Source organism: Thalassospiraceae bacterium LMO-SO8 (assembly GCA_031655335.1).
GTDB lineage: Bacteria > Pseudomonadota > Alphaproteobacteria > Rhodospirillales > Casp-alpha2 > UBA1479.
The window spans coordinates 2,224,042-2,247,500 of record CP134226.1; the positions used below are offsets into that span (position 1 = coordinate 2,224,042).

At 66.0% G+C, this 23,459-nt stretch carries 18 protein-coding genes; 13 read left to right on the forward strand and 5 right to left on the reverse strand.

Going from position 1 to position 23,459, the window contains the following annotated elements:
• Positions 1 to 69: 69 nt before the first annotated feature.
• Both RJ527_10770 and ubiG read right to left on the reverse strand, forming a co-directional pair.
• Positions 70 to 1,581 carry a HAMP domain-containing sensor histidine kinase gene (locus tag RJ527_10770; protein ID WND74528.1) on the reverse strand — a complete coding sequence of 504 codons (1,512 nt, stop codon included), beginning with the start codon at positions 1,579 to 1,581 and terminating at the stop codon, positions 70 to 72.
• A gap of 86 nt (positions 1,582 to 1,667) precedes the next feature.
• Complete coding sequence (ubiG, locus tag RJ527_10775) at positions 1,668 to 2,453, reverse strand: bifunctional 2-polyprenyl-6-hydroxyphenol methylase/3-demethylubiquinol 3-O-methyltransferase UbiG (GenBank protein ID WND74529.1); 786 nt, start codon at positions 2,451 to 2,453, stop codon at positions 1,668 to 1,670.
• 152 nt (positions 2,454 to 2,605) lie between these two features.
• On the opposite strand from ubiG, the gene RJ527_10780 reads away from it, so the two are divergent.
• The 9 genes from RJ527_10780 (at position 2,606) to RJ527_10820 (ending at position 14,925) form a co-directional block, all read left to right on the forward strand.
• Positions 2,606 to 3,826, forward strand: a complete 1,221-nt coding sequence (locus RJ527_10780) for an aspartate kinase (GenBank protein WND74530.1) — start codon at positions 2,606 to 2,608, stop codon at positions 3,824 to 3,826.
• A 170-nt stretch (positions 3,827 to 3,996) separates the two neighbouring features.
• Positions 3,997 to 6,342 (forward strand): phosphoenolpyruvate--protein phosphotransferase, encoded by a 2,346-nt coding sequence (ptsP, locus tag RJ527_10785; GenBank protein WND74531.1) that lies wholly within the window; start codon positions 3,997 to 3,999, stop codon positions 6,340 to 6,342.
• Between the two features lie 211 nt (positions 6,343 to 6,553).
• Positions 6,554 to 7,855 carry a DUF4115 domain-containing protein gene (locus RJ527_10790; protein ID WND74532.1) on the forward strand — a complete coding sequence of 434 codons (1,302 nt, stop codon included), beginning with the start codon at positions 6,554 to 6,556 and terminating at the stop codon, positions 7,853 to 7,855.
• A 174-nt stretch (positions 7,856 to 8,029) separates the two neighbouring features.
• Positions 8,030 to 9,334: a flavodoxin-dependent (E)-4-hydroxy-3-methylbut-2-enyl-diphosphate synthase gene (gene ispG, locus RJ527_10795; GenBank protein WND74533.1), complete on the forward strand. Its 1,305-nt coding sequence runs from the start codon at positions 8,030 to 8,032 to the stop codon at positions 9,332 to 9,334.
• 14 nt (positions 9,335 to 9,348) lie between these two features.
• Positions 9,349 to 10,593 carry a histidine--tRNA ligase gene (hisS, locus tag RJ527_10800; protein ID WND74534.1) on the forward strand — a complete coding sequence of 415 codons (1,245 nt, stop codon included), beginning with the start codon at positions 9,349 to 9,351 and terminating at the stop codon, positions 10,591 to 10,593.
• A gap of 12 nt (positions 10,594 to 10,605) precedes the next feature.
• Entirely contained in the window at positions 10,606 to 11,910 is a 1,305-nt protein-coding gene (hemA, locus tag RJ527_10805; protein WND74535.1) for a glutamyl-tRNA reductase, read from the forward strand.
• Positions 11,911 to 12,981: a peptide chain release factor 1 gene (gene prfA / locus RJ527_10810; protein ID WND74536.1), complete on the forward strand. Its 1,071-nt coding sequence runs from the start codon at positions 11,911 to 11,913 to the stop codon at positions 12,979 to 12,981.
• Positions 12,978 to 13,868, forward strand: a complete 891-nt coding sequence (gene prmC / locus RJ527_10815) for a peptide chain release factor N(5)-glutamine methyltransferase (protein ID WND74537.1) — start codon at positions 12,978 to 12,980, stop codon at positions 13,866 to 13,868. The genes prfA and prmC overlap by 4 nt, the downstream gene beginning before the upstream one ends.
• A 223-nt stretch (positions 13,869 to 14,091) precedes the next feature.
• On the forward strand, positions 14,092 to 14,925 hold the full coding sequence (locus RJ527_10820; GenBank protein WND74538.1) for a DUF4167 domain-containing protein: 834 nt from the start codon (positions 14,092 to 14,094) through the stop codon (positions 14,923 to 14,925).
• 47 nt (positions 14,926 to 14,972) lie between these two features.
• On the opposite strand, the gene RJ527_10825 is transcribed toward RJ527_10820, so the two are convergent.
• Positions 14,973 to 15,737 carry an MOSC domain-containing protein gene (locus RJ527_10825; GenBank protein ID WND74539.1) on the reverse strand — a complete coding sequence of 255 codons (765 nt, stop codon included), beginning with the start codon at positions 15,735 to 15,737 and terminating at the stop codon, positions 14,973 to 14,975.
• 240 nt (positions 15,738 to 15,977) lie between these two features.
• On the opposite strand from RJ527_10825, the gene clpB reads away from it, so the two are divergent.
• The 4 genes from clpB to RJ527_10845 all read left to right on the forward strand — a co-directional run bounded on the left by clpB (position 15,978) and on the right by RJ527_10845 (position 20,613).
• Positions 15,978 to 18,572 carry an ATP-dependent chaperone ClpB gene (clpB, locus tag RJ527_10830; protein ID WND74540.1) on the forward strand — a complete coding sequence of 865 codons (2,595 nt, stop codon included), beginning with the start codon at positions 15,978 to 15,980 and terminating at the stop codon, positions 18,570 to 18,572.
• Positions 18,572 to 19,318, forward strand: coding sequence for a class I SAM-dependent methyltransferase (locus RJ527_10835; protein WND74541.1), 747 nt, complete (start codon positions 18,572 to 18,574; stop codon positions 19,316 to 19,318). The genes clpB and RJ527_10835 overlap by 1 nt, the downstream gene beginning before the upstream one ends.
• Positions 19,319 to 19,396: 78 nt before the next feature.
• Positions 19,397 to 20,233: a hypothetical protein gene (locus RJ527_10840; protein WND74542.1), complete on the forward strand. Its 837-nt coding sequence runs from the start codon at positions 19,397 to 19,399 to the stop codon at positions 20,231 to 20,233.
• Between the two features lie 5 nt (positions 20,234 to 20,238).
• Positions 20,239 to 20,613: a flagellar biosynthesis regulator FlaF gene (locus RJ527_10845; protein WND74543.1), complete on the forward strand. Its 375-nt coding sequence runs from the start codon at positions 20,239 to 20,241 to the stop codon at positions 20,611 to 20,613.
• A gap of 106 nt (positions 20,614 to 20,719) precedes the next feature.
• Here RJ527_10845 and RJ527_10850 read toward each other — a convergent pair whose 3' ends face one another.
• Both RJ527_10850 and RJ527_10855 read right to left on the reverse strand, forming a co-directional pair.
• On the reverse strand, positions 20,720 to 21,505 hold the full coding sequence (locus RJ527_10850; GenBank protein ID WND74544.1) for an alpha/beta fold hydrolase: 786 nt from the start codon (positions 21,503 to 21,505) through the stop codon (positions 20,720 to 20,722).
• A gap of 41 nt (positions 21,506 to 21,546) precedes the next feature.
• Positions 21,547 to 22,860: a peptidoglycan DD-metalloendopeptidase family protein gene (locus tag RJ527_10855; protein ID WND74545.1), complete on the reverse strand. Its 1,314-nt coding sequence runs from the start codon at positions 22,858 to 22,860 to the stop codon at positions 21,547 to 21,549.
• Positions 22,861 to 23,459: the final 599 nt, after the last annotated feature.

Here is a 23,459-nt window from a genome sequence, read left to right on the forward strand (position 1 = left end):
GCGGGCGGGATCGTGAAGGGGTCGGGCGGGATGATAGCGAATATGGATTGGGTCTAGAAGACCCGGCGTTCACACCACGGTCAGGCGCGGCAGCGAAGGGCGTTGCGCCGCCGCCTGGGCGGACACCCGGGACGGCGGAAAGTCGACGTTCACGCGTGTTCCCCTGCCCTTGGCGCTGACGACCTCGGTGGCCGCGCCATGGATTTTCGCCAGCTCGATGGCGAGCGGCAGGCCGAGGCCCGTGCCCTGATGGTCGCGGGTCATGGTATGGCCGACCTGCCCGAACCGCGACAGGGCGGTTTCCAGTTCCTCCCCGTCCATGCCGATGCCCGTATCCGCGACGGCAAGGCGCAATCCGCCGCCGTCCAGCGGCAGAGCCTCGACCGTGACCCGCCCGGCGGTGCCGGTGAACTTCACCGCATTGGACAAAAGGTTCAGCAGGATCTGCTTGATCCGCCGTTCGTCGGCGATCAGGCCGGGCAGGTTGGGCGCGATGTCGGCGTTCAGGTGGATGCCCTTGCGCGCCACGTCGCCGTCGACCATGCGGAAAGTTTCGAAGACCACCCGGTTCAGATCGATCTCGGTCTCGCTCAGGTGCAACTGCTGCGTCTCGGCCGCCGACAGATCCAGGATGTCGTTGATCAGGGACAGGAGATGGCTGCCGGAGGCATTGATGTCGCGCAGGCAATCTTCCTGGCGGTCGTTGGCAAGCGGCCCGTAGACGCCTTCCTTGAGCGAACCGGAAAACCCGATGATGGCGTTCAGCGGCGTGCGCAGTTCGTGGCTCATGTTGGACAGGAACTCGGTCTTCGCCCGGTTGGCGCGCTCGGCGCGGTTCTTCTGGCGTTCCATCGCGGTCTGGGCCTGGGCGATGTCCATGATGGTGCGGCGCAGCTCGTTGTTTTTGGTTTCCAGTTCCAGAACCGTCGCGCGGACCTTCGATTCAAGGGGGCGGTAGATGAACAGTGCTTCGCCGAGTAGGGCCAGGAGCGCGCAAATCCACAGCCCCGTCTCGAACCGCTTGATCCGTCCGATCGCGCTTCGGGAAAAGGCTTCGTAGGCTTCGACCGCGGAATTCAGCATGGGTTCCAGCACATGCGGGCCGTAGTTGATCAGGTAGACGTAGGATGACGTATTGAACCGAAGATCGCCGAACCGCATGGCGTAGATGTCCCGCGCGTGGCCGAGGAAACGGTTGACCGCCAGGTCCAGGCCGACGGTGTTGTCGAAATAGATGGTTTCCAGGTCCGCGGTCATGACCTGGGGGATGCCGGCGTCGGCGTCGCCGGTCAGCAGCAGCAGGTGTGCCCGCTGCATGGCGTTGGCGGCACGGCCCAACTGGGCGCGGGAAATTTCGTATTCGTATTCGTCCTGGGCGAAGGCCATTTGCCCCGCGAAATGGGCGATGCGGTTGGCCTGCCCGTTCTGGCCTCCGGCGACGAAGATCAGATGTGCGTAGTCCGATTGCTTGTCGATGATGAAATGCATGGTGACGAACGACGCCGTGACCAATAAGGCGATCGCCGCCAGTCCCAGGACGTAGCGATATCGCAGGCTTTTGACAGCCGCCAGCTCCGACATTCCCCGCCTCGTCCATGTCCCCGTTGATCGTTCAAGCCAGGGCATCCTAGCGGCGGCATGTGACAGATATGTTTCGCGGAAATTGTCTAGCCCGGGTCCTTCACGCAGAACGCCAGATAGTTGACGGCAAGGTCTTTCGCATCCAGGCGCCAGGTGTCGCTGAACGGGTTGAACACCATGCCCTCCAGATCGGCGAGGCGCACGCCATGGGCCGCCAGCCCCTCCGCCAGTTCCGACGGGCGCACGAACTTGCGCCAATCATGGGTGCCCACGGGTAGCCAGCGCAGGATGTATTCGGCCCCGACCTTGGCCAAGGCCAGGGACTTGAGCGTGCGGTTCAGGGTCGTCACCACCATGCAGCCGCCGGGCCGCACCAGCCCCGCCGAGGCGGCCAGGAAGGCGTCCAGGTCGGCGACATGTTCGACGACCTCCATGTTCAGGACCACGTCGTAGGTTTGGCCCAGGCCGGCTCCATCTTCGGCCATGTCTTCGGGCAGGACGTGGCGGTAATCGATGTCCAGGCCCATCTGCTCGGCATGCAGTTTCGCCACGGCGACGTTCTTTTCGCCGGCGTCGATGCCCGTGACCCTGGCGCCCAGCCGGGTCATGGGCTCGGCCAGCAGGCCGCCGCCGCACCCGATATCGAGCAGCGTGAGCCCCGATAGCGGCTCCGACTTGCCCGCGTCCAGGCCGAAATGGGCCGCCACCCGGTCACGGATATAGGCGATGCGCACCGGGTTGATGCGGTGCAGCGGACGGAACTTGCCCTTGGCGTCCCACCATTGGTCGGCGATGGCCTGAAAGCGGGCAACCTCGCCGTCATCGGCGGTGGTCGGTCGGGGCGATGTCTTCGCGGCGGTCTGGGCGGTCATAAGGGGCCTTTGCGTTGTTGGCGGCGCGGGCACCTTGCCCGCAACGCCGATTAAGAGTAAGAAGGCGCCGCCCGGCAGACAAGGGCAAGTAATTCCGACGGAACTTTCGGGTTTTCGGGCATTTTTCAGCAATCGGGAGAGACACCGGTTCCATGGCGTTGATCGTGCAGAAATTCGGCGGCACTTCGGTGGCTGACGTCGACCGCATCAAGGCGGTGGCGCAGCGCGTCAAATCCGAGATCGACGCGGGCCACCAGATTGCCGTGGTGGTGTCGGCCATGGCCGGGGTGACCAACCAGCTCGTCAAATACGTGGACGACATTTCCAAACTCTACGATGCCCGGGAATACGACGCCGTCGTCGCCTCCGGCGAACAGGTGACGTCGGGTCTTCTCGCCCTCGCGTTGCAGGATATCGGCGTTTCCGCGCGATCCTGGCAGGGCTGGCAAATTCCCATCCACACCAACGACGTCCATGCCAAGGCGCGCATCAGCAGCATCGACACGGACAAAATTCAGGCGCGCCTGGAATTGGGCGAGGTCGTGGTCGTCCCCGGGTTCCAGGGCGTGGCCCCGGACGGCCGCATCACCACCTTGGGCCGCGGCGGCTCGGACACCTCGGCGGTGGCGCTCGCGGCGGCGCTCAAGGCGCACCGTTGCGACATCTACACGGACGTCGACGGGGTCTATACCTGTGACCCCCGGATCGTCACCAAGGCCCGCAAGCTGAGCAAGATCACTTACGAGGAAATGCTGGAGATGGCCTCCCAGGGCGCGAAGGTCCTACAGACCCGCGCCGTGGAGATGGCCATGAACCACGGGGTGCGCACGGAGGTCCGGTCGAGCTTCTCCGCCGAGCGCGGCACCCTGGTTGTGAACGAGGAAGAAATCGTGGAAAAGCAAGTCGTCAGCGGTATCGCCTATTCCCGGGACGAGGCCAAGATCACCCTGGTCCGCGTCGCCGACCGGCCCGGCGTGGCGGCCGGCATCTTCGGCCCGCTCGCGGAGGCCAGCGTCAACGTCGACATGATCGTGCAGAACGTGTCCGCCGACGGCAAGGCCACGGACATGACCTTTACGGTGACCAAGGCCGATCTGGAACGCACCAAGTCGATCATCCAGTCGAAAAAGGACGAAATCGGCTATGAGGACCTGATCGCCAAGGACGGCGTGGTGAAAATTTCCATTATCGGCGTCGGCATGCGATCGCATGCGGGGGTCGCCCAGACCATGTTCCGCACCCTGGCTGACAAGGGCATCAACATCCAGGTGATCTCGACCTCGGAAATCAAGGTCAGCGTGCTGATCGCCGAGGAATATACCGAACTGGCGGTGCGCGCCCTGCATACGGCCTACGGGCTGGACGCCGCCTAAAAAAGCACCCGGCCGGGGCCAAGCCGACACGGCGGCGGCCCCGGCGGCGAACACTTCCGGCGGCAGCGCGGTCGCCATCGCGGCAATTTGATCCTATATGATAGCGACGCCGGGGGGGAACGGACCCGGGCAGGCCGCGCGTGCAGATCAGGGCAGGGGTCCTTTATTCAGTGAACGACAAGTCGAACCCGCAAAACCCGGCCGCCAAGGCAGGGGGACAGGCGCCGAAGAAGACGCCCGTCGTCGGTCGTCGACGCACTGACATCTCGCCCGTGCCCCGGCGCATGCTCAGCCGGGTCCGCTCCGTCATGGCGGCGGCGGCGACGGCGCAGGAACGCCTGGATCAGATCGTCCAGGTGATCGCCCTCGAAATGGTCGCCGAAGTCTGTTCCATCTACTTGCGCCGCGCCGGCGACGTGCTTGAACTGTTCGCCACGCAGGGCCTGCGCAAGGATGCCGTGCATAAAACCCGCCTGCGTGTCGGCGAAGGCCTGGTCGGTGAAATCGCCGCTCATGCGCTGCCTTTTGCCCTTGAGGACGCGCAATCGCACCCCAGCTTCGCCTACCGCCCGGAAACCGGCGAAGAGCTGTTCCATTCGCTGATGGGCGTGCCGATCCTGCGCGGCGGCCGCGTCACCGGCGTTCTCGTGGTGCAGAACCGCACGCGCCGCGCCTACGAGGACGAGGAGGTCGAAACCCTTCAGACCGTCGCCATGGTGCTGGCCGAACTGGTCGCCGGTGGGGATCTGGTGGCGGCGGACGAACTGCTGCCGGTCGACGGCATCGCGTTGAAGCCGTTGCGCATCGAGGGGCTGAAGCTGAACGGCGGCATCGGCATCGGCGTGGCGGTCCTGCACCGTCCGCACCTGTACATCGAACGGATCGTCGCCGACGATCCGGCGGCGGAACGCGAGCGCCTGCACGAGGCGTTCAAGGCCATGCATGGTGCTCTCGACGACATGCTGGCCTCCGACGACATGGCCAAGGGCGGCGAGCATCGCGACATCCTGGAAACCTACCGCCTGATCGCCCAGGACGCGGGGTGGCTGTCGCGCATCGAGGACGCCATTCTTACCGGCCTGTCCGCGGAAGCCGCCGTGCAGCGCGTGCAGAACGACCTGCGCGCCCGCATGGCCGGGATCGACGATCCCTACCTGCGCGAACGGGCGCACGATCTGGACGATCTGGGCTATCGCCTGACCCAGCACCTGATGGGGGCCGAACCGGGCCCCCGGGAAATGCCCGACAACGCGATCCTGATCGCCCGTAACATGGGTCCGGCGCAGCTGCTGGACTACGACAGCCAGAAATTGCGCGGCCTGGTCCTGGCCGAAGGTTCGCCCAACGCCCATGTCGCCATTGTCGCCCGGGCCCTCGACCTGCCCGTGGTCGGGCGGCTCGACAATATTCTCGACCGGGTCGAAGAAGGCGACCCCCTGATCGTCGATGGCGACCATGGCCAGGTCTACCTGCGCCCCGGCGAGGACATCCGCATCACCTTCGAGGACAGCATGCGGCTGCGCGCCGAACAGCGCGCCCAGTACGCGGAATTGAAGGATCAGCCGTCGGTGACCAAGGACGGCATCGCGGTCAATCTGCTGCTCAATGCCGGGCTGCGCGTGGATCTCATGCACCTGGACCATACGGGGGCCATCGGCATTGGCCTGTTCCGCACGGAAATCCCCTTCATGGTGGAATCGGAAACCCCGACCGTCGACCGCCAGCAGGAAATCTATGCCACGGTTTACGAACGTGCCGGCGACCGCCCGGTGACCTTCCGCACCTTGGATGCGGGCGGCGACAAGGTGCTGCCCTATTGGGACGCCGAGGAATCCGAGGAAAACCCCGCCATGGGCTGGCGGGCGATCCGGGTATCGCTCGACCGCCCGGCGCTGATGCGCGATCAACTGCGTTCGCTGATCCGCGCGGCGGCGGGCAAGACGCTGCGCGTGATGTTTCCCATGGTCACGGAAGTCGCCGAGTTCGACATGGCGAAAAAGCTGTTGGATGCCGAACTGACCCGCGCGCGCCGGCGCAGCCAGCTGATGCCGTCCACCGTGCGGGCCGGGGTGATGCTCGAGGTGCCGGGCCTGATCTTTCAGATGCCGGCCCTGACCAAGCGGGTCGATTTCATTTCCGTCGGTTCCAACGACATGCTGCAGTTCCTGTTCGCCGCCGACCGTGGCAACCCCATGGTCGCGTCCCGTTACGACGATCTGGCGCCCGCCGCCGTCAACTTCCTGGGCCAGATCGCGCGGCACTGCGCGGAAACCAACACGGAACTCAGCCTGTGCGGCGAAATGGCCGGCGATCCGCTGGCGGCCATGACGTTGATCGGCCTGGGATACCGCAATCTGTCCATGTCGGCACCGTCGATCGGGCCGGTCAAGGCCATGGTCCGCTCGCTCGACGTGGGGGCTTTGGAAAGCTATCTTTCCGGGTTGTCGCAGTCGCCGGCCCATTCCCTTCGGGAGAAATTGAGGGCTTTTGCCGCCGATCATGGTGTAATGGTTTAAAGCAATCGGTTTTCTTCTTGAATCTACATGACTTTTTGTGGGATTATTAAGCCTGCGGAAAAGACGAAACGATTCGCCTTTTAATTCGGCCGCCGCGTGACCCCGGGGGGGTGTCATCGCCGTGGCCATCCAGCCGCCGGGCGCCGGTTTCGGGTTGCCCGCGCGTCGGGATTCCAAGGGGCGTTCGTTGGGGCAAAGGGGTGACCTACGCGTGAACCACGATCCCATCTCACGGGCGACGCCGGGGGGCGCCGCCACTGATCACCGTACGGGCGTCGGGGGGTTGTTGCGGGCCTCGCGGCTGCGCTGCGGCGAAGACCTGGACGTCATCGCCCAGGTTCTGCGCATTCGCCGCCGTCACTTGCAGGCCATCGAGGACGGCAATTTCGACCAGCTTCCGGGCACCACCTACGCGGTCGGCTTCATCCGCACCTATGCGGATTACCTGGGCCTGGACTCGGACGAAGTGGTGCGCCGCTTCAAGGGGGAACAGACCCTGCAGCCGGGCAAGACGCCCAAGGCCGATCTGGTGTTCCCGTCGCCGATGTCCGAGTCGGGCATCCCACGGGGGGCCGTGGTGTTTCTTGGCGTGGTGATCGGCGTCATCGCCTACGGCGGCTGGTACAGTTCGACCGTCGACAACGATTTCTTCAAGCAATGGATCGAACCCGTGCCCGCGCGCCTCGCGGCCCTGCTGCCGGGCGGCGCCGAGAACGGGGGGCCGGACCGCAGCCAGGCCGTCGCCGCCGATAAGCCCGCGCCAACATCCTCCGCGCCGGCATCCGAAGCCACCCCGGAACCGGCGGTAGCGGCCGAAGTCGCCACGGAGCCGACCGCGCCGACAGGCGAGGACACTGCCGCCCAAACCTCCGCTGCCCAGATCGCCGATCAGCCGGCCGTTACGGTCGAAACGGCGTCGGGTCCCGCCCTTGCGAGCCCGACGGAACAGACGCAGCCGGAATTGGCGCAAACCGCGTCGGCGACCGAACCCCCGGCGACCGAACCCGTTGTCACCGCCGCGCCTGCCAGCGAACCCGCCGCCGTGTCCCCGGCGCCGGAATCCGCACCTGCCGCCGCGCCGGTGAGGGAAACGGAAACCGTGCGCCCACCCGAATCCATTGCCCAGCCCGTGGAAACCGCCGAACTGCCCGCGCCTTCGGCGCCGGCCGCCGAGGCCCCGGAAACCACGTCCACGCCGGCGGCGACGGAAGTCGCCAGCACGCCGGCCGAAACGGCCGCCGCCCGCATCGTCCTGACGGCGATCAGCGACAGCTGGGTCGAGGTCCGAGAGCAGGGCACCGATGCCTGGGTCTGGGGCAAATTGCTGCGCACCGGCGAATCCTACGCCGTGCCCGACCGGCCCGACCTGAAGATGAAAACCGGCAATGCCGGCGGCCTGACCATCACCGTCGACGGCGACAGCGCCCCGGCGGTCGGCGCCAGCGGCGAGGTCGTGCGCAACGTGCTGCTCGACCCCGAACGCCTTAAGGCCGGCACCGCCGTTTTCCGTTGATTCGCCGTCAATCGGCAGGCCATTCCGGCGGACGGGGCCGTCACGACCGTTGACCGCGGGCCGGGCGTCGGGCAAAACATGGCCCACGGGCCGGGCAGGCGCGGTTTCTCGCTTGTGCGCCGCCGCGGCCAGGCCCATGTAGGTTGCCGTTGAGCGTTTAAAGGATCCACTTTCATGTCTCAGGAAGCCGCGCTTCCCGCCGACCGCGCGTTCGCCTTTGGTCCCAAGGCGCGCCGGGTCAGCGTCCCCGTCCAGATCGGCAAGGTCGCCATGGGCGGCCTCAATCCCATCGTCGTGCAGTCCATGACCAACACGGACACCGCCGACATCGACGGTACGGTCGAACAGGTCCACGCCCTGGCCCAGGCGGGATCGGAAATCGTCCGGGTCACCGTCGATACGGAACGCGCCGCCGCCGCCATCCCGCATATCAAGGAAAAGCTGCTGGCGCGGGGTGTCGATACCCCCATCGTCGGCGACTTCCACTATATCGGCCACAAGCTGCTGGACAGCCACCCGGCCTGCGCCGAGGCTCTGGACAAGTACCGCATCAACCCCGGTAACGTGGGCTTCAAGGAAAAGCGCGACACCCAGTTCTCCAAGATGGTCGAAAAGGCCATCGAATACGGCAAGCCCGTGCGCATCGGCGTCAACTGGGGCTCTCTCGACCAGGACCTGGTGGTCCGCCTGATGGACGAGAACGCAAAGTCGGCCGATCCGATGACGGCCGCGGAAGTGACGCAGGAAGCCCTGGTCCAGTCGGCGATTTCCAACGCGCTCAGGGCCGAGGAGCTGGGTCTTTCGCGTGACCGCATCGTCCTCAGCTGCAAGGTCTCCGAGGTGCAGAGCCTCATCAAGGTCTATCGCGAACTGGCCAACCGGGGCGATTGGGCCCTGCATCTGGGCCTGACCGAGGCCGGCATGGGATCCAAGGGGATCGTCGCCTCGACCGCCGCCATGGCCGTGCTGCTGCAGGAAGGCATCGGCGACACCATCCGCGTGTCGCTGACGCCGTCGCCCGGCGGCGACCGCACCAAGGAAGTCATCGTCGCCCAGGAAATGTTGCAGACCATGGGGCTCCGCGCCTTCACGCCCCTGGTCACGGCCTGCCCCGGCTGCGGGCGCACGACCTCGACCTTCTTCCAGGAATTGGCCGACACCGTGCAGGGCTACGTGCGCGGCATGATGCCGACCTGGCGCGAACAGTACGACGGGGCGGAAAACCTGTCGCTGGCCGTCATGGGCTGCATCGTGAACGGCCCCGGCGAAAGCAAGCATGCGGATATCGGCATATCGCTCCCCGGCACCGGCGAGGCGCCGACGGCGCCCGTGTTCGTCGACGGGGAAAAGGTCGCGACCCTGCGGGGGGCGGCCATCGCCGAGGACTTCAAGAAAATCGTCGATGACTATGTCGCCCGCAAGTACCCGCGCAAGACCGGCGCCGCCAACTCCGGCGCCGGCGCCGACGCGGCGGAATAGCGGGACCGGCGGCGATGGCAGACCTGCAACCCGTTCGCGGGACCCACGACATTCTGGCCGACGATTTCCGCCTGCACCGCCATATTTGTGACCGGGCGGCGGCCCTGGCCGCGCGACACGGGTTCCAGGAAATGACCCCGCCGATCTTCGAGTTCACGGAAGTGTTCTCGCGCACGCTGGGCGAAACGTCCGACGTGGTGACGAAGGAAATGTATACCTTCGACGACCGGGGCGGCGATTCCATCACGCTCCGCCCCGAATTCACGGCGGGCATCGCGCGCGCCTTCATGTCGAACGGCCTGGCCCAGGAAGCGCCGCTGAAGTTCTTCGCCCGCGGTCCCGTGTTCCGTCACGAACGCCCGCAAAAGGGCCGCCTGCGCCAGTTCCACCAGATCGACGTGGAAATCCTGGGTGTGCCGGGCGCCCAGGCGGATATCGAGGTCATCGCCCTGGCCGCTCATATCCTGGACGACCTCGGTGTGGCCAAGGACGTGCGGTTGGAACTTAACACCCTGGGCGATCCCGAAAGTCGGCAGGCCTACCGGGGCGTGCTGCTGGACTATCTGGCCACGTACCGCAACGACCTGTCCGAGGACAGCCGCACGCGCATGGACAAGAACCCGCTGCGCATCTTCGATTCCAAGGACAAGGGGGACCAGGAGATCATGTCCTCGGCGCCGCTGTTGCAGGAACACCTGAACGACGCCTCGCGCAAATTCTTCGACGAGGTGCTGGCCGGGCTCGACGCCCTGGACATCGCCTGTGAGGTGCAGCCCCGTCTGGTCCGTGGCCTCGATTACTATTCTCACACCGCCTTCGAATTCGTCACCGGCACCCTGGGCGCCCAGGGCACGGTTTTGGCCGGCGGGCGCTATGACGGCCTGATGGAACAGATGGGCGGGCGGGCGACGCCGGGCATCGGCTGGGCCGCCGGGGTCGAACGCTTGGCCATGATGATCGGAACGCCACCGGCGGGCGAGCGTCCCATCGTCGTGATCCCGCTGGGCGACGATGCCGTTGCCCCGGCCATGAAGGCCGCCCTCGACCTGCGCCGCTCGGGCCATACGGTCGACATGGGCTATTCCGGCAACCTGAAGAAACGCCTGGCGCGGGCCGACAAGGCGAACGCCAAGGCCGTGCTGATCCTGGGGTCCGACGAACTGGCGCGGGGGGCGGCGACCCTGCGCAACATGGAAACCGGCACCCAGGCCGAAGTCAAACTCTCCGATATCGTTGAAACCCTGAAGCTTCACTTCTAGCGAGGCTGCCCCATGCCCGAAGACCGCGCGCATTCCGCCCGGCCCTTCGTGGCCGGGGTCAATCATCGGACCAGTTCCCTCGGTCTGCGCGACCAGATGTTCATCGAGGACGAGGCCGTGCCCGGCGTGCTTGCCCGCCTGCGCGACGCCGACGTGGCGGAGGCGGTGCTGCTGTCGACCTGCGACCGGGTCGAGGTGGTGGGCGCCGATCCCGATCCGGCGGCGGCGGCGGACAGGGCGCTGGGCGTGCTGGCGGCGGAAACCCAGGTGCCGCTCGCCGATCTCAGGGCCCAGGCTCATATCGCCGTCGATGAGGCGGCGATCCTGCATCTGTTCAACATCGCGGCGTCGCTGGCCAGTCTGGTGATCGGCGAGCCGCAGGTTCTGGGCCAGGTCAAGGCCGCCCATCGCCAAGCCAAGGAGGCGGGCCTGCCTGCCGGCGTTCTCGAAGCCTTGTTGCAGGCCGCCTATGGTGCGGCCAAGCGGGTGCGCACGGAAACCGGCGTCGGCGAAGGTCCCGTGTCCATCGCCGCCGTCGCGACCATGCTGGTTCAGGATCTGCACGGCGACCTGGGGGGCGTGTCGGCGCTGCTGGTCGGGGCCGGCGACATGGGCGAGATGGTGGCCGAGGACATGATCGGCGAAGGCTTGACCAACCTGACCGTGATCCACCCCCGCGAACGTCGGGCCAAGCGCACGGCGCGGGTGCTGAACTGCAATTACGATCTGTTCGAAAATCTGGCCGATCTGGTGCCCAAGACGGACGTCCTCATCGCGGCCTTGGGCGGTGGCGGGCGGATCGTCGAGAAAAGTCTGGTGGCGGCGGCGCTCAAGGCGCGGCGGCGGCGGCCCATCCTGGTTGTCGATACGGCCGTGCCCGGCGATGTCGATCCGGCGGTCCATGACCTGGACGACGCCTATGTCTATGACTTCGGCGATCTGGAACGCATCGCCATGGAAGGGCTGGTCGGCCGCGGGGCCGAGGCCCAGGCCGCCCGGCGCATCGTCGACGAGGAAGTCCGGGCGTTCCTCAACGGCCGCCGGGAACGGGACGCGGGACCGCTGGTCGCGGGCCTGCGCCGCTATTTCGAGGACCAGCGCGCCCAGGCCCTTTTGGAAGCCGGCGGCGACGCGGAAAAGGCGACCCATCTGTTGGTCGCGCGTCTGCTGCACGGGCCGTCGACGCGGTTGCGCCGCGCGGCGGCCGAGGCCGATTTGGACCTGGCGTCGGCGGAACGCCTGATCGCCCATTTGTTTCAGCCCGATCCCCCCGATGCCGACGGCGGCACGGGTGACGGCGGCAAGGAGAACGGTTAAGTGAGCCTGAACGAGAGCCTGGACCGGGTGTTGACCCGCTACAAGGAACTGGAATCCCTGATGTCCGAGGGCGGCGCCGGCGGCGACAAGATCGCCAAGCTGGGCAAGGAATATTCCGACCTGGGACCCGTGGTCGCGGCGGTCAAGGCCTACCGCAAGGCCCAGGCCGACGCCCAGGGCATGGCCGACCTGCTGGCCGACCCGGCGACCGACCGCGACATGCGGGAACTGGCCGAGGAAGAATTTCACGAGCTGAAGGAAACCCTGCCGGAGTTGGAGCGTCAGGTGCAGTTGATGCTGCTGCCCAAGGACGAGGCCGACGAGAAGAACGCGATCCTGGAAGTGCGCGCGGGCACCGGCGGCGACGAGGCGGCGCTGTTCGCCGCCGACCTGTTCCGCATGTACCAGCGTTATGCGGAAACCCACGGTTGGCGGTTCGAGGTCATCAGCGTCAATGAAACGGGCATCGGCGGCTACAAGGAAGCCATCGCCACGATCTCGGGCACGGACGTGTTCGCGCGCCTCAAGTTCGAATCCGGCGTGCATCGGGTGCAGCGCATCCCGGTTACGGAATCGGGCGGGCGCATCCATACCTCGGCGGCGACCGTCGCGGTCATGCCCGAGGCCGAGGAAGTCGACATCGACATCGCAGATAAGGAATTGCGCATCGACGTGTTCCGCGCGTCCGGGCCGGGCGGTCAGTCGGTCAACACCACCGATTCCGCGGTGCGCATCACCCACCTGCCGACCGGCCTTGTGGTCATCCAGCAGGACGAGAAATCGCAGCACAAGAACCGGGCCAAGGCCATGAAGGTGCTGCGCGCGCGGCTGTACGAACGCGAACGCCAGATCCGCGACGACGCCCGCGCCGCCCAGCGCAAGGGCCAGGTCGGGTCCGGCGATCGGTCGGAGCGCATCCGCACCTATAATTTCCCACAGGGCCGCGTCACCGACCACCGTATCAACCTGACCCTGCACAAGCTGGACCGGGTGATGGAAGGTGACCTGGACGACCTGATGGACGCCTTGATCAGCGAAGACCAGGCGAGCCGCCTGGCCGAGATCGCGTGACGGCGATAAAAAGCCGTTTTGCCCCGGGCACCCTGGGTCATGCCGTGGACCGGGGGGCGGCCGATCTGGCGGCGGCGGGCATCGACACGGCCCGTCTGGACGCCCGCCTGCTGACGGCCCATGTCCTGGGCCGGGACGCTTCCTTCGTACTGACCCATCCGGAAACGGAGCTGAGCACCGAGCAGCAGGATGCGGCCCGGCGCCTGATCGCCCGCCGCGCCGCGCACGAGCCCGTGTCGCGGATTCTGGGAGAGCGGGAATTCTGGTCCCTGACCTTCCGGGTCACCGAGGCGACCCTGACGCCGCGCCCGGAAACCGAAACCCTGGTCGAAGACGCGCTTGCCCGGATTCGCGCCATGGGCCGGGAAGGGGAGGCGCTCCGCATTCTCGATCTCGGCACCGGCACGGGCTGCCTGTTGCTTGCCGTGCTGTCGGAACTGCCGCGGGCCCAGGGTCTCGGCATCGACATCAGCGGGGACGCCGTCGCCGTGGCGGCGGACAACGCCCGGCGGCTGGGCCTGGGCGGGCGGGCGCGCTTTCAGGCCGGCGATTGGACGGCCGGTCTTGCCGGCCCGTTCGACGTGATCCTGTCCAACCCGCCCTATATCGCCGAGGCCGACCGCGAAACGTTGCCGCCGGAAGTTCTGGGGTTCGACCCCCATGGGGCGCTGTTCGCGGGGCCTGAGGGGCTTGACGCCTATGCCGCCATCGCACCCCAGGCGGCCAGGCTTCTGGCGCCCCGGGGAATCGCCATCGTGGAACTGGGCCAAGGACAGGAAGCGGCGGTCACCGAAATTTTTTGCCGCGCCGGACTGATCCCCGGCGGGACCCGCGCCGATCTGGCGGGAATCCCCCGGTCGTTCGCCGCCGTGCCGCCACCTGGATGAACCCGTAAAAAATTGTTGGAAATGGGGGGGAACCGGTCTAGGGTGCCCGTGGTGGCTGTAAGGCCACTTGGGCGGATCGTCCTGTGTGACGCGTCATCGACATCCGGAAATCAAATGAAATTCGGAACCAGGTCGCGGCACCGGACAGGCCCCCCGGGATTTCCCTGAGCAAAGTGACGTGCGTCTCCGTTGGGTAACGAGGCGGTCGTTCTTTGAACAGCCGATGCGGCGGGCAGACGTGGTTTGTCTGTCACCGTGGCGGGTGGGGCTGGTCCTTAATTTGGCCGGCCAGCAAGGGAAGCGTACCCAGCAGCCCGCTAACAGCAGTGTTGCAAGGAAAATGAACAAGAACTCCAACAACAGACGGTCGCGCGGCCGCGGCGGCAACAAGCGTCACGGCAACGTTCGTAATCAAACCTTCGAAAGCAACGGCCCCGGCGTCAAAGTCCGCGGCTCGGCCCAGCAGGTTCTCGATAAGTATCTGCTCCTGGCGCGGGATGCTTCCTCCGCCGGTGACCGGATCATGGCTGAATCCTACTTTCAGTTCGCGGAACACTATTTCCGTCTGCTGAACACGGATGAGCAGCGTAACGCCGACCGCAACGGCCAGAACCGGGGCCGTCCCGACGGCGGTGCCCGTCAGACTCCTGGCGGTGCCGAAGGCGGGCCCGAAGACAACATGGGCGGCGATTACGACGACGACATGGACAACGACGGCGATCAGGACGATTCCGACGCAGAGGTCATCCACACCAACCGGCCGCAGGCGGACAACGGCGACAGCCATGACGACCGCGATAGCCGCGATAATCGGGATGGTCGCGATAGCCGAGATGGCCGCGAAAATCGCCGAAACGGTTCAGGCAACGCAGCCGAATCCTCGGATGATGCGGACGCGCCGGCGGCGAAACCCGCCCGCGCACCCCGTACCCGCCGCCGCAAGGCGCCGGAGCCTCAGCAGGAAAGCCAGCAGGCCGAACTGCCCATGACCGCCAAGCCCGACGCGCAGCCTGACGTGGAACCCGCACAGCCCGCGGCTACAGACGCCGCTGATTGACTGCCTGAATTCCTCAAGCGTGATCCCTGATCGCGCCGCCTTAAAGATCAACGAGGCGAGAGGAACTCTCCGGCGGCGACCGGCCCGGCTTTCGTGACCCGGACGAACACGCCCATGTCGATATGGCCGAACCCGGCTTGCAGGAACTTGACGATGTTCAGGTCCCGTTCGGCCGTCGCCGGGTTGACGTTGACGGCCGCACAGCGGTCGATGCGTTCGGTCACCGCCGCTTCGGCGCCGCCGATGGCGACCGACTTGCCCAGCCAGTTGAACTCGACCCAGGGGTCGAGCCCGTCGATGTAAAAATTGGCGCGAAAGCGCAAGGGATCGACCGGCGCCTGGACGACCCGTTCCAGGTCGCGAATCGACGCCAGATTGATGACCGAAATCAGCGGTTTCGATTGATCGGTCAGGCGTTCGCCCGGATTGGCCTCGACCAGGCGCGGGCGGCCTTTGGCCTCGTCCTTCATGTAGGCGGCGAAGAAATCCTCGATCATCGTTCGACCGATGCGGTCGGTAATGTTGCCGCGCGCGACCTGACGGCCCTGGCGCTTGATGGTCAATACACCCGTATCGTCGTCGAAGGACGTTTCCAGGGTCGCCAGCTTTTCGTTCTTTACCAGCGCCAGGAAGTTGCGTTTGGGCATCCATTCCAGGTGGTGGCCGCCGCTGACCGGGGTCGACCCCAGCGCCATGGCGAAGCGCCGGTCGCCCGGAAGATATTCGTCAACCGCAAGTTCGGTGGCGTCGAGCGCCTCGGGCGTCAGGCCCTTCACCGGATAACGGTAGATATGTTTGATCTCGGCCTTCATGGGAGGGCAAGGCTTGCCCTTTCATCGCCCGCCGTCAACGCTTGAAATATTAATCTGCTCCGCGATTGCATGCGTGGCGCCATAACCCTATTTCAGTTGCGGGAATAGACGGTCTATTGCCCTGCACATTGCCGCCGCAAGCAACTATTGTTTGCATGGGATGTGCACTAACCCTTGAGAGGGGCGGCCGGTTCGCCGATTATCGGGAACGCACCGCTCTGTCGCCAAAGGACGGGACAGATGGAATTTGAAAAATTTACCGAACGCGCGCGTGGCTTCATTCAAAGCGCGCAGTCGCTTGCCATACGTGAAACCCACCAGCAGTTCACGCCGCTGCACCTTCTCAAGGTGCTGCTTGACGACAAGGAAGGCCTTGCCGCCTCGCTGATCGAAACCGCGGGCGGCAACGCCCAGCGCGCACTCCGCCTGACCGAGGGCGAACTGAAGCGTCTGACCAAGGTCGAAAGCGACACGGTGCAGATTTACCTGGCGTCGGAAACGGCCAAGCTGTTCGACCAGGCGCAGGAGATCGCCGACAAGGCTGGCGACAGCTTCGTCACGGTCGAGATGCTGCTGCTCGCCATGGTCATGGCCCAGGGCACCAAGGCCGCCGACATCCTGAAGGAAGCCGGGATCAAGCCGCAGGACCTGAACACGGCGATCAAGGAATTCCGCAAGGGCCGGGCCGCCAATTCGGCCAATGCCGAGGACGCCTATGACGCGCTCAAGAAATATGCCCGCGACCTGACCCAGGCGGCCATGGACGGCAAGCTCGACCCGGTGATCGGCCGCGACGAGGAAATCCGCCGGGCCATCCAGGTGCTGTCACGCCGGACCAAGAACAACCCGGTGCTGATCGGGGAGCCCGGCGTCGGCAAGACCGCCATCGTCGAGGGCTTGGCGCTGCGCATCGTCAACGGCGACGTGCCGGAAAATTTGAAGCAGAAGCGCCTGATGGTCCTCGACCTGGGGGCCCTGGTCGCGGGGGCGAAATTCCGCGGCGAGTTCGAGGAACGCCTGAAGGCGGTCCTGGCCGAGGTCACGGCGGCGGCCGGGCAGATCATCCTGTTCATCGACGAGATGCACACCCTGATCGGCGCCGGCAAGGCCGAGGGCTCCATGGATGCCTCCAACCTTCTGAAACCGGCCTTGGCGCGGGGTGAACTGCACTGCGTCGGCGCCACGACCCTGGACGAATACCGCAAGCATGTGGAAAAGGACGCGGCCCTGGCCCGCCGGTTCCAGCCCGTGTTCGTGGGCGAACCGACGGTCGAGGACACGATCTCGATCCTGCGCGGCATCAAGGAAAAGTACGAACTGCACCACGGCGTGAAGATCCACGACAGCGCCCTGGTCGCGGCGGCGACCCTCTCCAACCGCTACATCACCGACCGCTTCCTGCCGGACAAGGCCATCGACCTGATGGACGAAGCCGGGTCGCGCGTGCGCATGGCCGTGGATTCCAAGCCCGAGGAACTGGACGAACTCGACCGCCGGGTCATCCAGTTGAAGATCGAGCGCGAGGCCTTGAAGAAGGAAACCGACAAGGCGTCCAAGGACCGGCTCGGCAAGCTCGAAGTCGAGTTGCAGGACCTGGAAGAAAAATCCGCCGCCATGACGGGCGAGTGGGAAAAGGGCAAGGCGTCGCTCGCCGATACCACCAAGCTGAAGGAAGAACTGGAAAAGGCCCATCTGGCCCAGCAACAGGCGCTGCGCGCCGGCGATTACGAGAAGGCCGGCGAGTTGCAGTACGACCTGATTCCCCGGCTTGAGGACAAGCTGAAGAAGGCCGAGGAAGCCGACGGCTCCGTCGTCGTCGAGGAGGCGGTAACGGAAGAGCATATCGCCCAGGTCGTCAGCCGCTGGACCGGCATCCCCGTCGATAAGATGCTCCAGGGCGAGCGCGACAAGCTGTTGCAGATGGAAGCCAACCTGGGCCGACGCGTGGTCGGCCAGCAGGAGGCGGTGACCGCCGTGGCCAACGCCGTGCGCCGGTCGCGGGCGGGCTTGCAGGACGCCAACCGGCCCATGGGCTCGTTCCTGTTCCTGGGCCCGACGGGCGTGGGCAAGACGGAGCTGACCAAGGCGTTGGCCGAATTCCTGTTCGACGACGAGACGGCGATGGCCCGCATCGACATGTCCGAATACATGGAAAAGCATTCGGTCTCGCGGCTGATCGGTGCCCCTCCAGGCTATGTCGGCTATGACGAGGGCGGCGCCCTGACCGAAGCCGTGCGCCGCCGGCCCTATCAGGTCGTGCTGTTCGACGAGATCGAAAAGGCCCATCCGGACGTGTTCAACGTGCTGTTGCAGGTGCTGGACGACGGCCGCCTGACCGACGGTCAGGGCCGCACGGTCGATTTCCGTAACACGCTGATCATCATGACCTCCAACCTGGGCGGCGAAATTCTGGCCGGGCAGGAAGACGGCCACGATTCGGCCGAAGTGCGGGGCCCGGTCATGGAGATCGTGCGCCAGGCCTTCCGTCCGGAATTCCTCAACCGCCTGGACGAGATCATCCTGTTCCACCGCCTGTTCCCCGAGCACATGGGCGGAATCGTGGACATTCAGCTACAGCGCCTGCGCAAGCTGCTGGTTGATCGCCACATCGCGCTGGAGCTTGATGGAGCGGCAAAGGACTGGCTTGCTGAAAAAGGCTACGATCCGGTCTATGGTGCCCGCCCGCTCAAGCGGGTGATTCAGAAGGATTTGCAGAATCCCCTGGCGTCCATGATCCTGGAAGGGACCGTCGCCGACGGCTCCAAGATCGTGGTTTCTGCCGAGGGCGGCAAGCTGACCATCAACGGCAAGGCAGTGGAGGCGGAAGCGGCCTGATGAACATGACACCTGCATCGGCCCCGCATTGTCCCGTCTGTGACGGGGCCGAGCAGGCGTTCGAAATGTCGGCCCGCGGTCACGATCTCTACCGCTGCGGCGTCTGCGATACGATCTACGTACATGGCCTGCCGTCCAATGCGGACGTCGCGGCCATGTACGACGATTCCTACGACGGCGCGACCACGGGCTACTTCGCCAAGGTCGACAAGAAGATGCGCCGCTCGCGCGGCCGCATTCGCCAGCTCAAGAAACTGGTGCCGCCGGGGGCGCGGTTCCTCGACGTCGGCTGCAACGGCGGCTTCGTGGTCGAGGCCGCCCGCGAGGCCGGCCTCGACGCCTGGGGGCTCGAGGTCGACGGCGTGTCCCTGGCCTATGCCCGAGAGCATTATCCCAAGAACCAGTATTTTCTCGGCCTGGTCGAGGACTTCCAGCCGGACCAGGGGTTCGACCTGATCTATACCTCCGAGGTCATCGAGCATGTCGCCGACGTGCGGCCGTTCATGGCGGCGATCGTGCGGCTCTTGAACCCGGGCGGCGTGGTCTATGTGACGACGCCCGACATCAGCCATTGGCGGCGGCCTCGCGACCTGGACCGATGGGACGGCTTCAACCCGCCGGTCCATTGCGTCTATTTCAACCCGGCCAGCATGCGCCGTCTGCTGGAAAGCCTGGGGCTTGAGGTGGTGAAGAAGCTGCCGGCCTTCAAACCGGGCATGAAATTCATCGCGCGGAAGTCGCGTTAACCGTCATACCCCTGTGATCTCAATCACTGTAACGGTCCCGGAATGATATTAGTCTGATCCTCAGAAAGGATCGGCTACATGGCTGACGTGACTCTCACCAAAGGCGTTCGGGCCAATCTGCTGCAATTGCAGCGGAACGAGGCCTTGCGTCTGCAGGTCGCCGACCGCCTGACCACGGGGCGGCGGGTCAACCGCGTCGCCGACGATCCCCAGGATTTCTACGCCGGTCGCGCGGTGGCCAGCCGGGTCGGCGATTTGTTCGACCTCAAGTCCGGCATCAGCCAGGCCTTGTCGTCGGCCGAGGCCGCGTCGGGCGGCCTGCATGCGGTCGAGGATCTGACCCGCCAACTGCGCGGCATCGCCACGGCCGCCAAGGGCGGCACGGCGGAACAGCGTCAGACGGCGGTGGAACAGTTCGATCGGATCAGGGCGCAGCTCAGCAGCCTTGCCGGCGATGCCTCCTACGCCGGGGTCAGCCTGATCGACGATCCGGCGGACGACCAGACGACGCCGGTCGGCGATCTGTCCGGCGCCGAGATCACGGTCAAGGGTGGGCCGTCTTCATCGGAGGCGCTCGGCATCGGCACGGCCGCCGGTGATTACAACGGCTTCGCCACGGATGCGGATATCGATGCGGCCCTGGCCGACCTTGCCGTCGCGACCCGGCAGGTGCGCTCGACGGGGCAGCGCGTCGGCTCGGACATCGCGGCGCTGACGACGCGCGGGCAGTTCACCCAGAATCTTTCCAACACTCTGCAGGCGGCCGAGGACAAACTGACCGGCGCCGACCTGAACGAGGACGCGGCGCGCCAGATGGCGTTGCAGCTTCAGGACCGTTTCGCGACCGCCGGCCTGCGCTTCACCGTGCGCACGGAAAGTCTGGTCGCCGATCTTCTAAACTCGGGAAGGCCGTGATGCAGATGATCCGGCAACATACCGCCGCCTCGCGCGCCTATGGCCGGGCGCACCATTCGGTGATTTCCGGCCGCCCGGCCGAGGCCGAGGCCTTTGCCCGCGCCGCCGCCCTACTGCGCGAGGCCGCCGAACAGCCCCATGACCGGGCCGTCCTGGTTCGGGCCCTCGGCTATAATCAGAAACTCTGGACCATCGTGCAGACCGAGGCCTCGGATCCGGGCCACCCCGCGCCGGCGGACATGCGGGACGACATGCTGTCCCTTGCCCGGTTCATGGACCGCGCCACGGCGGCGGCACTCTCGGCGTCGCATCCTGATCTGGACGGCATGATCGCGATCAATGCCAGTCTCTCCTCCGGCCTGTTCGGCCGCCCCGCCTAGGCGCTGTGTCAGGTCCGGCCAGCGAGGGCGTAATCCCGCGCCACCTTGGCGAACCTGAACCGGAAATAAATCCTTGAATATCCCGGCCTTGCCCGCATCCCGGGCGTTATGCGCCGAGGAAACCTTTGACGTGATTCAGGAACAGCGCGGGCGCTTCCGCATGGGCCCAATGGCCGACGCCGGGCAGAACCTCGACGCGGGCGGCGGGGAACAGGCGTTCGATTTCGGCGTGATGGTGCGGGCCGATGTAGTCCGATGCCCCGCCGGCCAGGAACAGGGCCGGGCCCCGGTAGCTGTGGCCGTGGGGCGGCGGCTCGAAGTCCAGCAGATCTTCCATGGCCGCGCTCAGGGCGTCCAGGTTGACCCGCCATTTGAAGCCCCCGTCCCCGCTTTCCAGATTTTGCAGCAGGAACGCGCGGATGCCGGGGTTCGGCTCCGTTGGCGTCAGCCCGGCGTCCGCGTCCTTGCGCGAGGCGATTCGGCTCAGGTCCATGGCGCGGAGCGCCTCGACGTAATGGATGAAGGTGCCGGGCGAGGGGGCGGGCGCGATGTCGACCACGGTCAGGCTGCCGACCAGTTCGGGATGGGCGAGCGCCAGGGTCATGGCCGCCTTGCCGCCCATGGAATGACCAATCACGTCGGCCGGCCCCAGGCCATGGGTGTGGATGAAATGCGCCACGTCGGCGGCCAGGGCGGGATAGGTCATGGCCGCGTCCCACGGGCTTTCGCCGTGATTGCGCAGGTCCAGGCAAAGCACCCGGCGGTGGGCGGAAAGGGCCTTGGCGATGGCCCCCCAATTGCGCTTGGAGCCGAACAGGCCGTGCAGGATCACCAGCGGCTTGCCGGCGCCGCTGTCGGTGAAGGCGAGGGGGAGAGGGGTTGGGTCCGCCATGAGGGCTCCGCCTGATCCTTGGGAAGCGGCGCCCGGTCGGATTATCGGGCGTCCGCCACGTCGCGTTGTCTGTCGGTCTTCTGGTTATCGTCCAGGCGGGCGAACTGCAAGTCCATCTGGTCCTTGGCGGCCAGGAAGCGGGCCAGTTCCTTGCCCGTCAGCTTGCGGCCCGACGGCATGCGCACGCTTAAGGGATTGACCTGTCCACCGTCGACCAGGATCTCGTAATGCAGGTGCGGGCCCGTGGACCGGCCGGTGGTGCCGACATAGCCGATGACCTCGCCCTGGCGTACCCGCTTGCCCTGGCCCATGCCGCGGGCGAAGCCCTTCATATGGGCATAGGCCGTGTGGTAGCGCCCGTTGTGGCGGATGTTGATGTAATTGCCGTAGCCGCCCTTGCGCCCGGCGAAGGTGACGACACCGTCGCCGGCGGCATAGATGGGGGTGCCCTGGGGGGCGGCGAAATCGACGCCCCGATGCATCTTGTTATAGCCCAGGACCGGGTGGCGGCGCTTGCCGAAACCGGACGACAGGCGGGCCCCGTCGATGGGCGTGCGCATCAGCGCCTTGCGCGCCCCCTGGCCCTTGTCGTCGAAATAGTCGACGTCGCCGGCGGCGGTGACGAAGCGGTACAGCGGGCGGCGGTCGCCGGACAGGGTCAGGGCCGCGAAATGCACGGTGCCGGCATGGACCAGGCGGCCTTCCTCGTCGCGCACTTCCTCGTAGGTGACCTCGAAGGCATCGCCTTCGCGGATGTCGCGCTGAAAATCGACGTCCCAGGAATAAATCCGGATCAGCTCCGCCAGCACGTTGGCCGGCAGGCCTTGGGCCTCTCCCGCCAGATAAAGAGAACTGGTGATGGGGGCGGCGACGCGGGCCAGGGAGCGCTTGACCTTCTTGGCTTCCTTGACGGCGGTGAAACTGTCGTCCACATGGCGTTTGACCACGATCTCGTGGCGGAAGTCCGGCTCGAACCCGAAGCCCAGGAAGGTGCCGGGCTTGGCACCCGTGCGCGGGCCGTCGGGGCCGCCCTCCGGCGCGCGGAAGCGGACCACGATTTTCTGGCCGGGCAGCAGGCGGCGCGGGTCGTAGGCATCGGCGAAGGCGCGCATCGCCGCATCGGCGTCGACGCCGGTCACGCCGGCCCGGGCCAGCACGCCGGCCAGCGTCTCGCCGGCGCCGATGGTTTCCGTGGCGCTGATCACGGCGGGGCCCTGGTCGGGTGATTCCGTCTCGCGGCTGCCGGGATGCATGATGCGGTGGGTGGCCAGGCCCGAGGCCGCGGCCGGATGGCCCAGGCTCAAGGGGGCCAGTGCAAAGGTCGGCTCACCGTCGCCGCCAAGCAGCTTGTCCATATTCTGAGGGGTCTTCAATACCAGTCCGGCCGAACCCAGAACGACACCGAAGAACGCTCCCGCCGCAAGGAGTGTCCGCATACGCATAATAGAAGCCCGCTACCTTGTCTTGCCCAGTCGGCTGTCCGCTACCCAGCCGGACCGCCGTCGTTTGCCCAGTCAGAACGCCGCCGCAACATACGCTGCCCAGGCGGCATGCCAGTTCGTCTTCTCAAAGCCCCCTGGAATCGGCCGGTTAGCCTGTCCGGCGCTGAATTCCCCCGTGCTTTCGCCTAACAATGTGTGGGAGGCTTGATGTTGTCAAGCATCGATCAGGGATTCATTCATAGGAATCAACATTATAGAAGATGACCCTTATATATTGTTTCATATAAGGCGCTTACGGTGCAGAAATCCCAGGGGACTTGCTCTCCGCGCGCTGGGGAAGCCGCTCCGCTGACGGCGAAGCTGCCGATAGGGCGCCGATTTGTCCCCTGGATTCGTCGGGCAGGACGGATTTTTACCCTCCGTTAAGGCCTTGCGCGGCGGATTTCCGGGCTTTTCCCGCCATTGCAATAAAATGACAAAAGGGGTTTGACAGGGCGCGGCAGCCTGCGTAT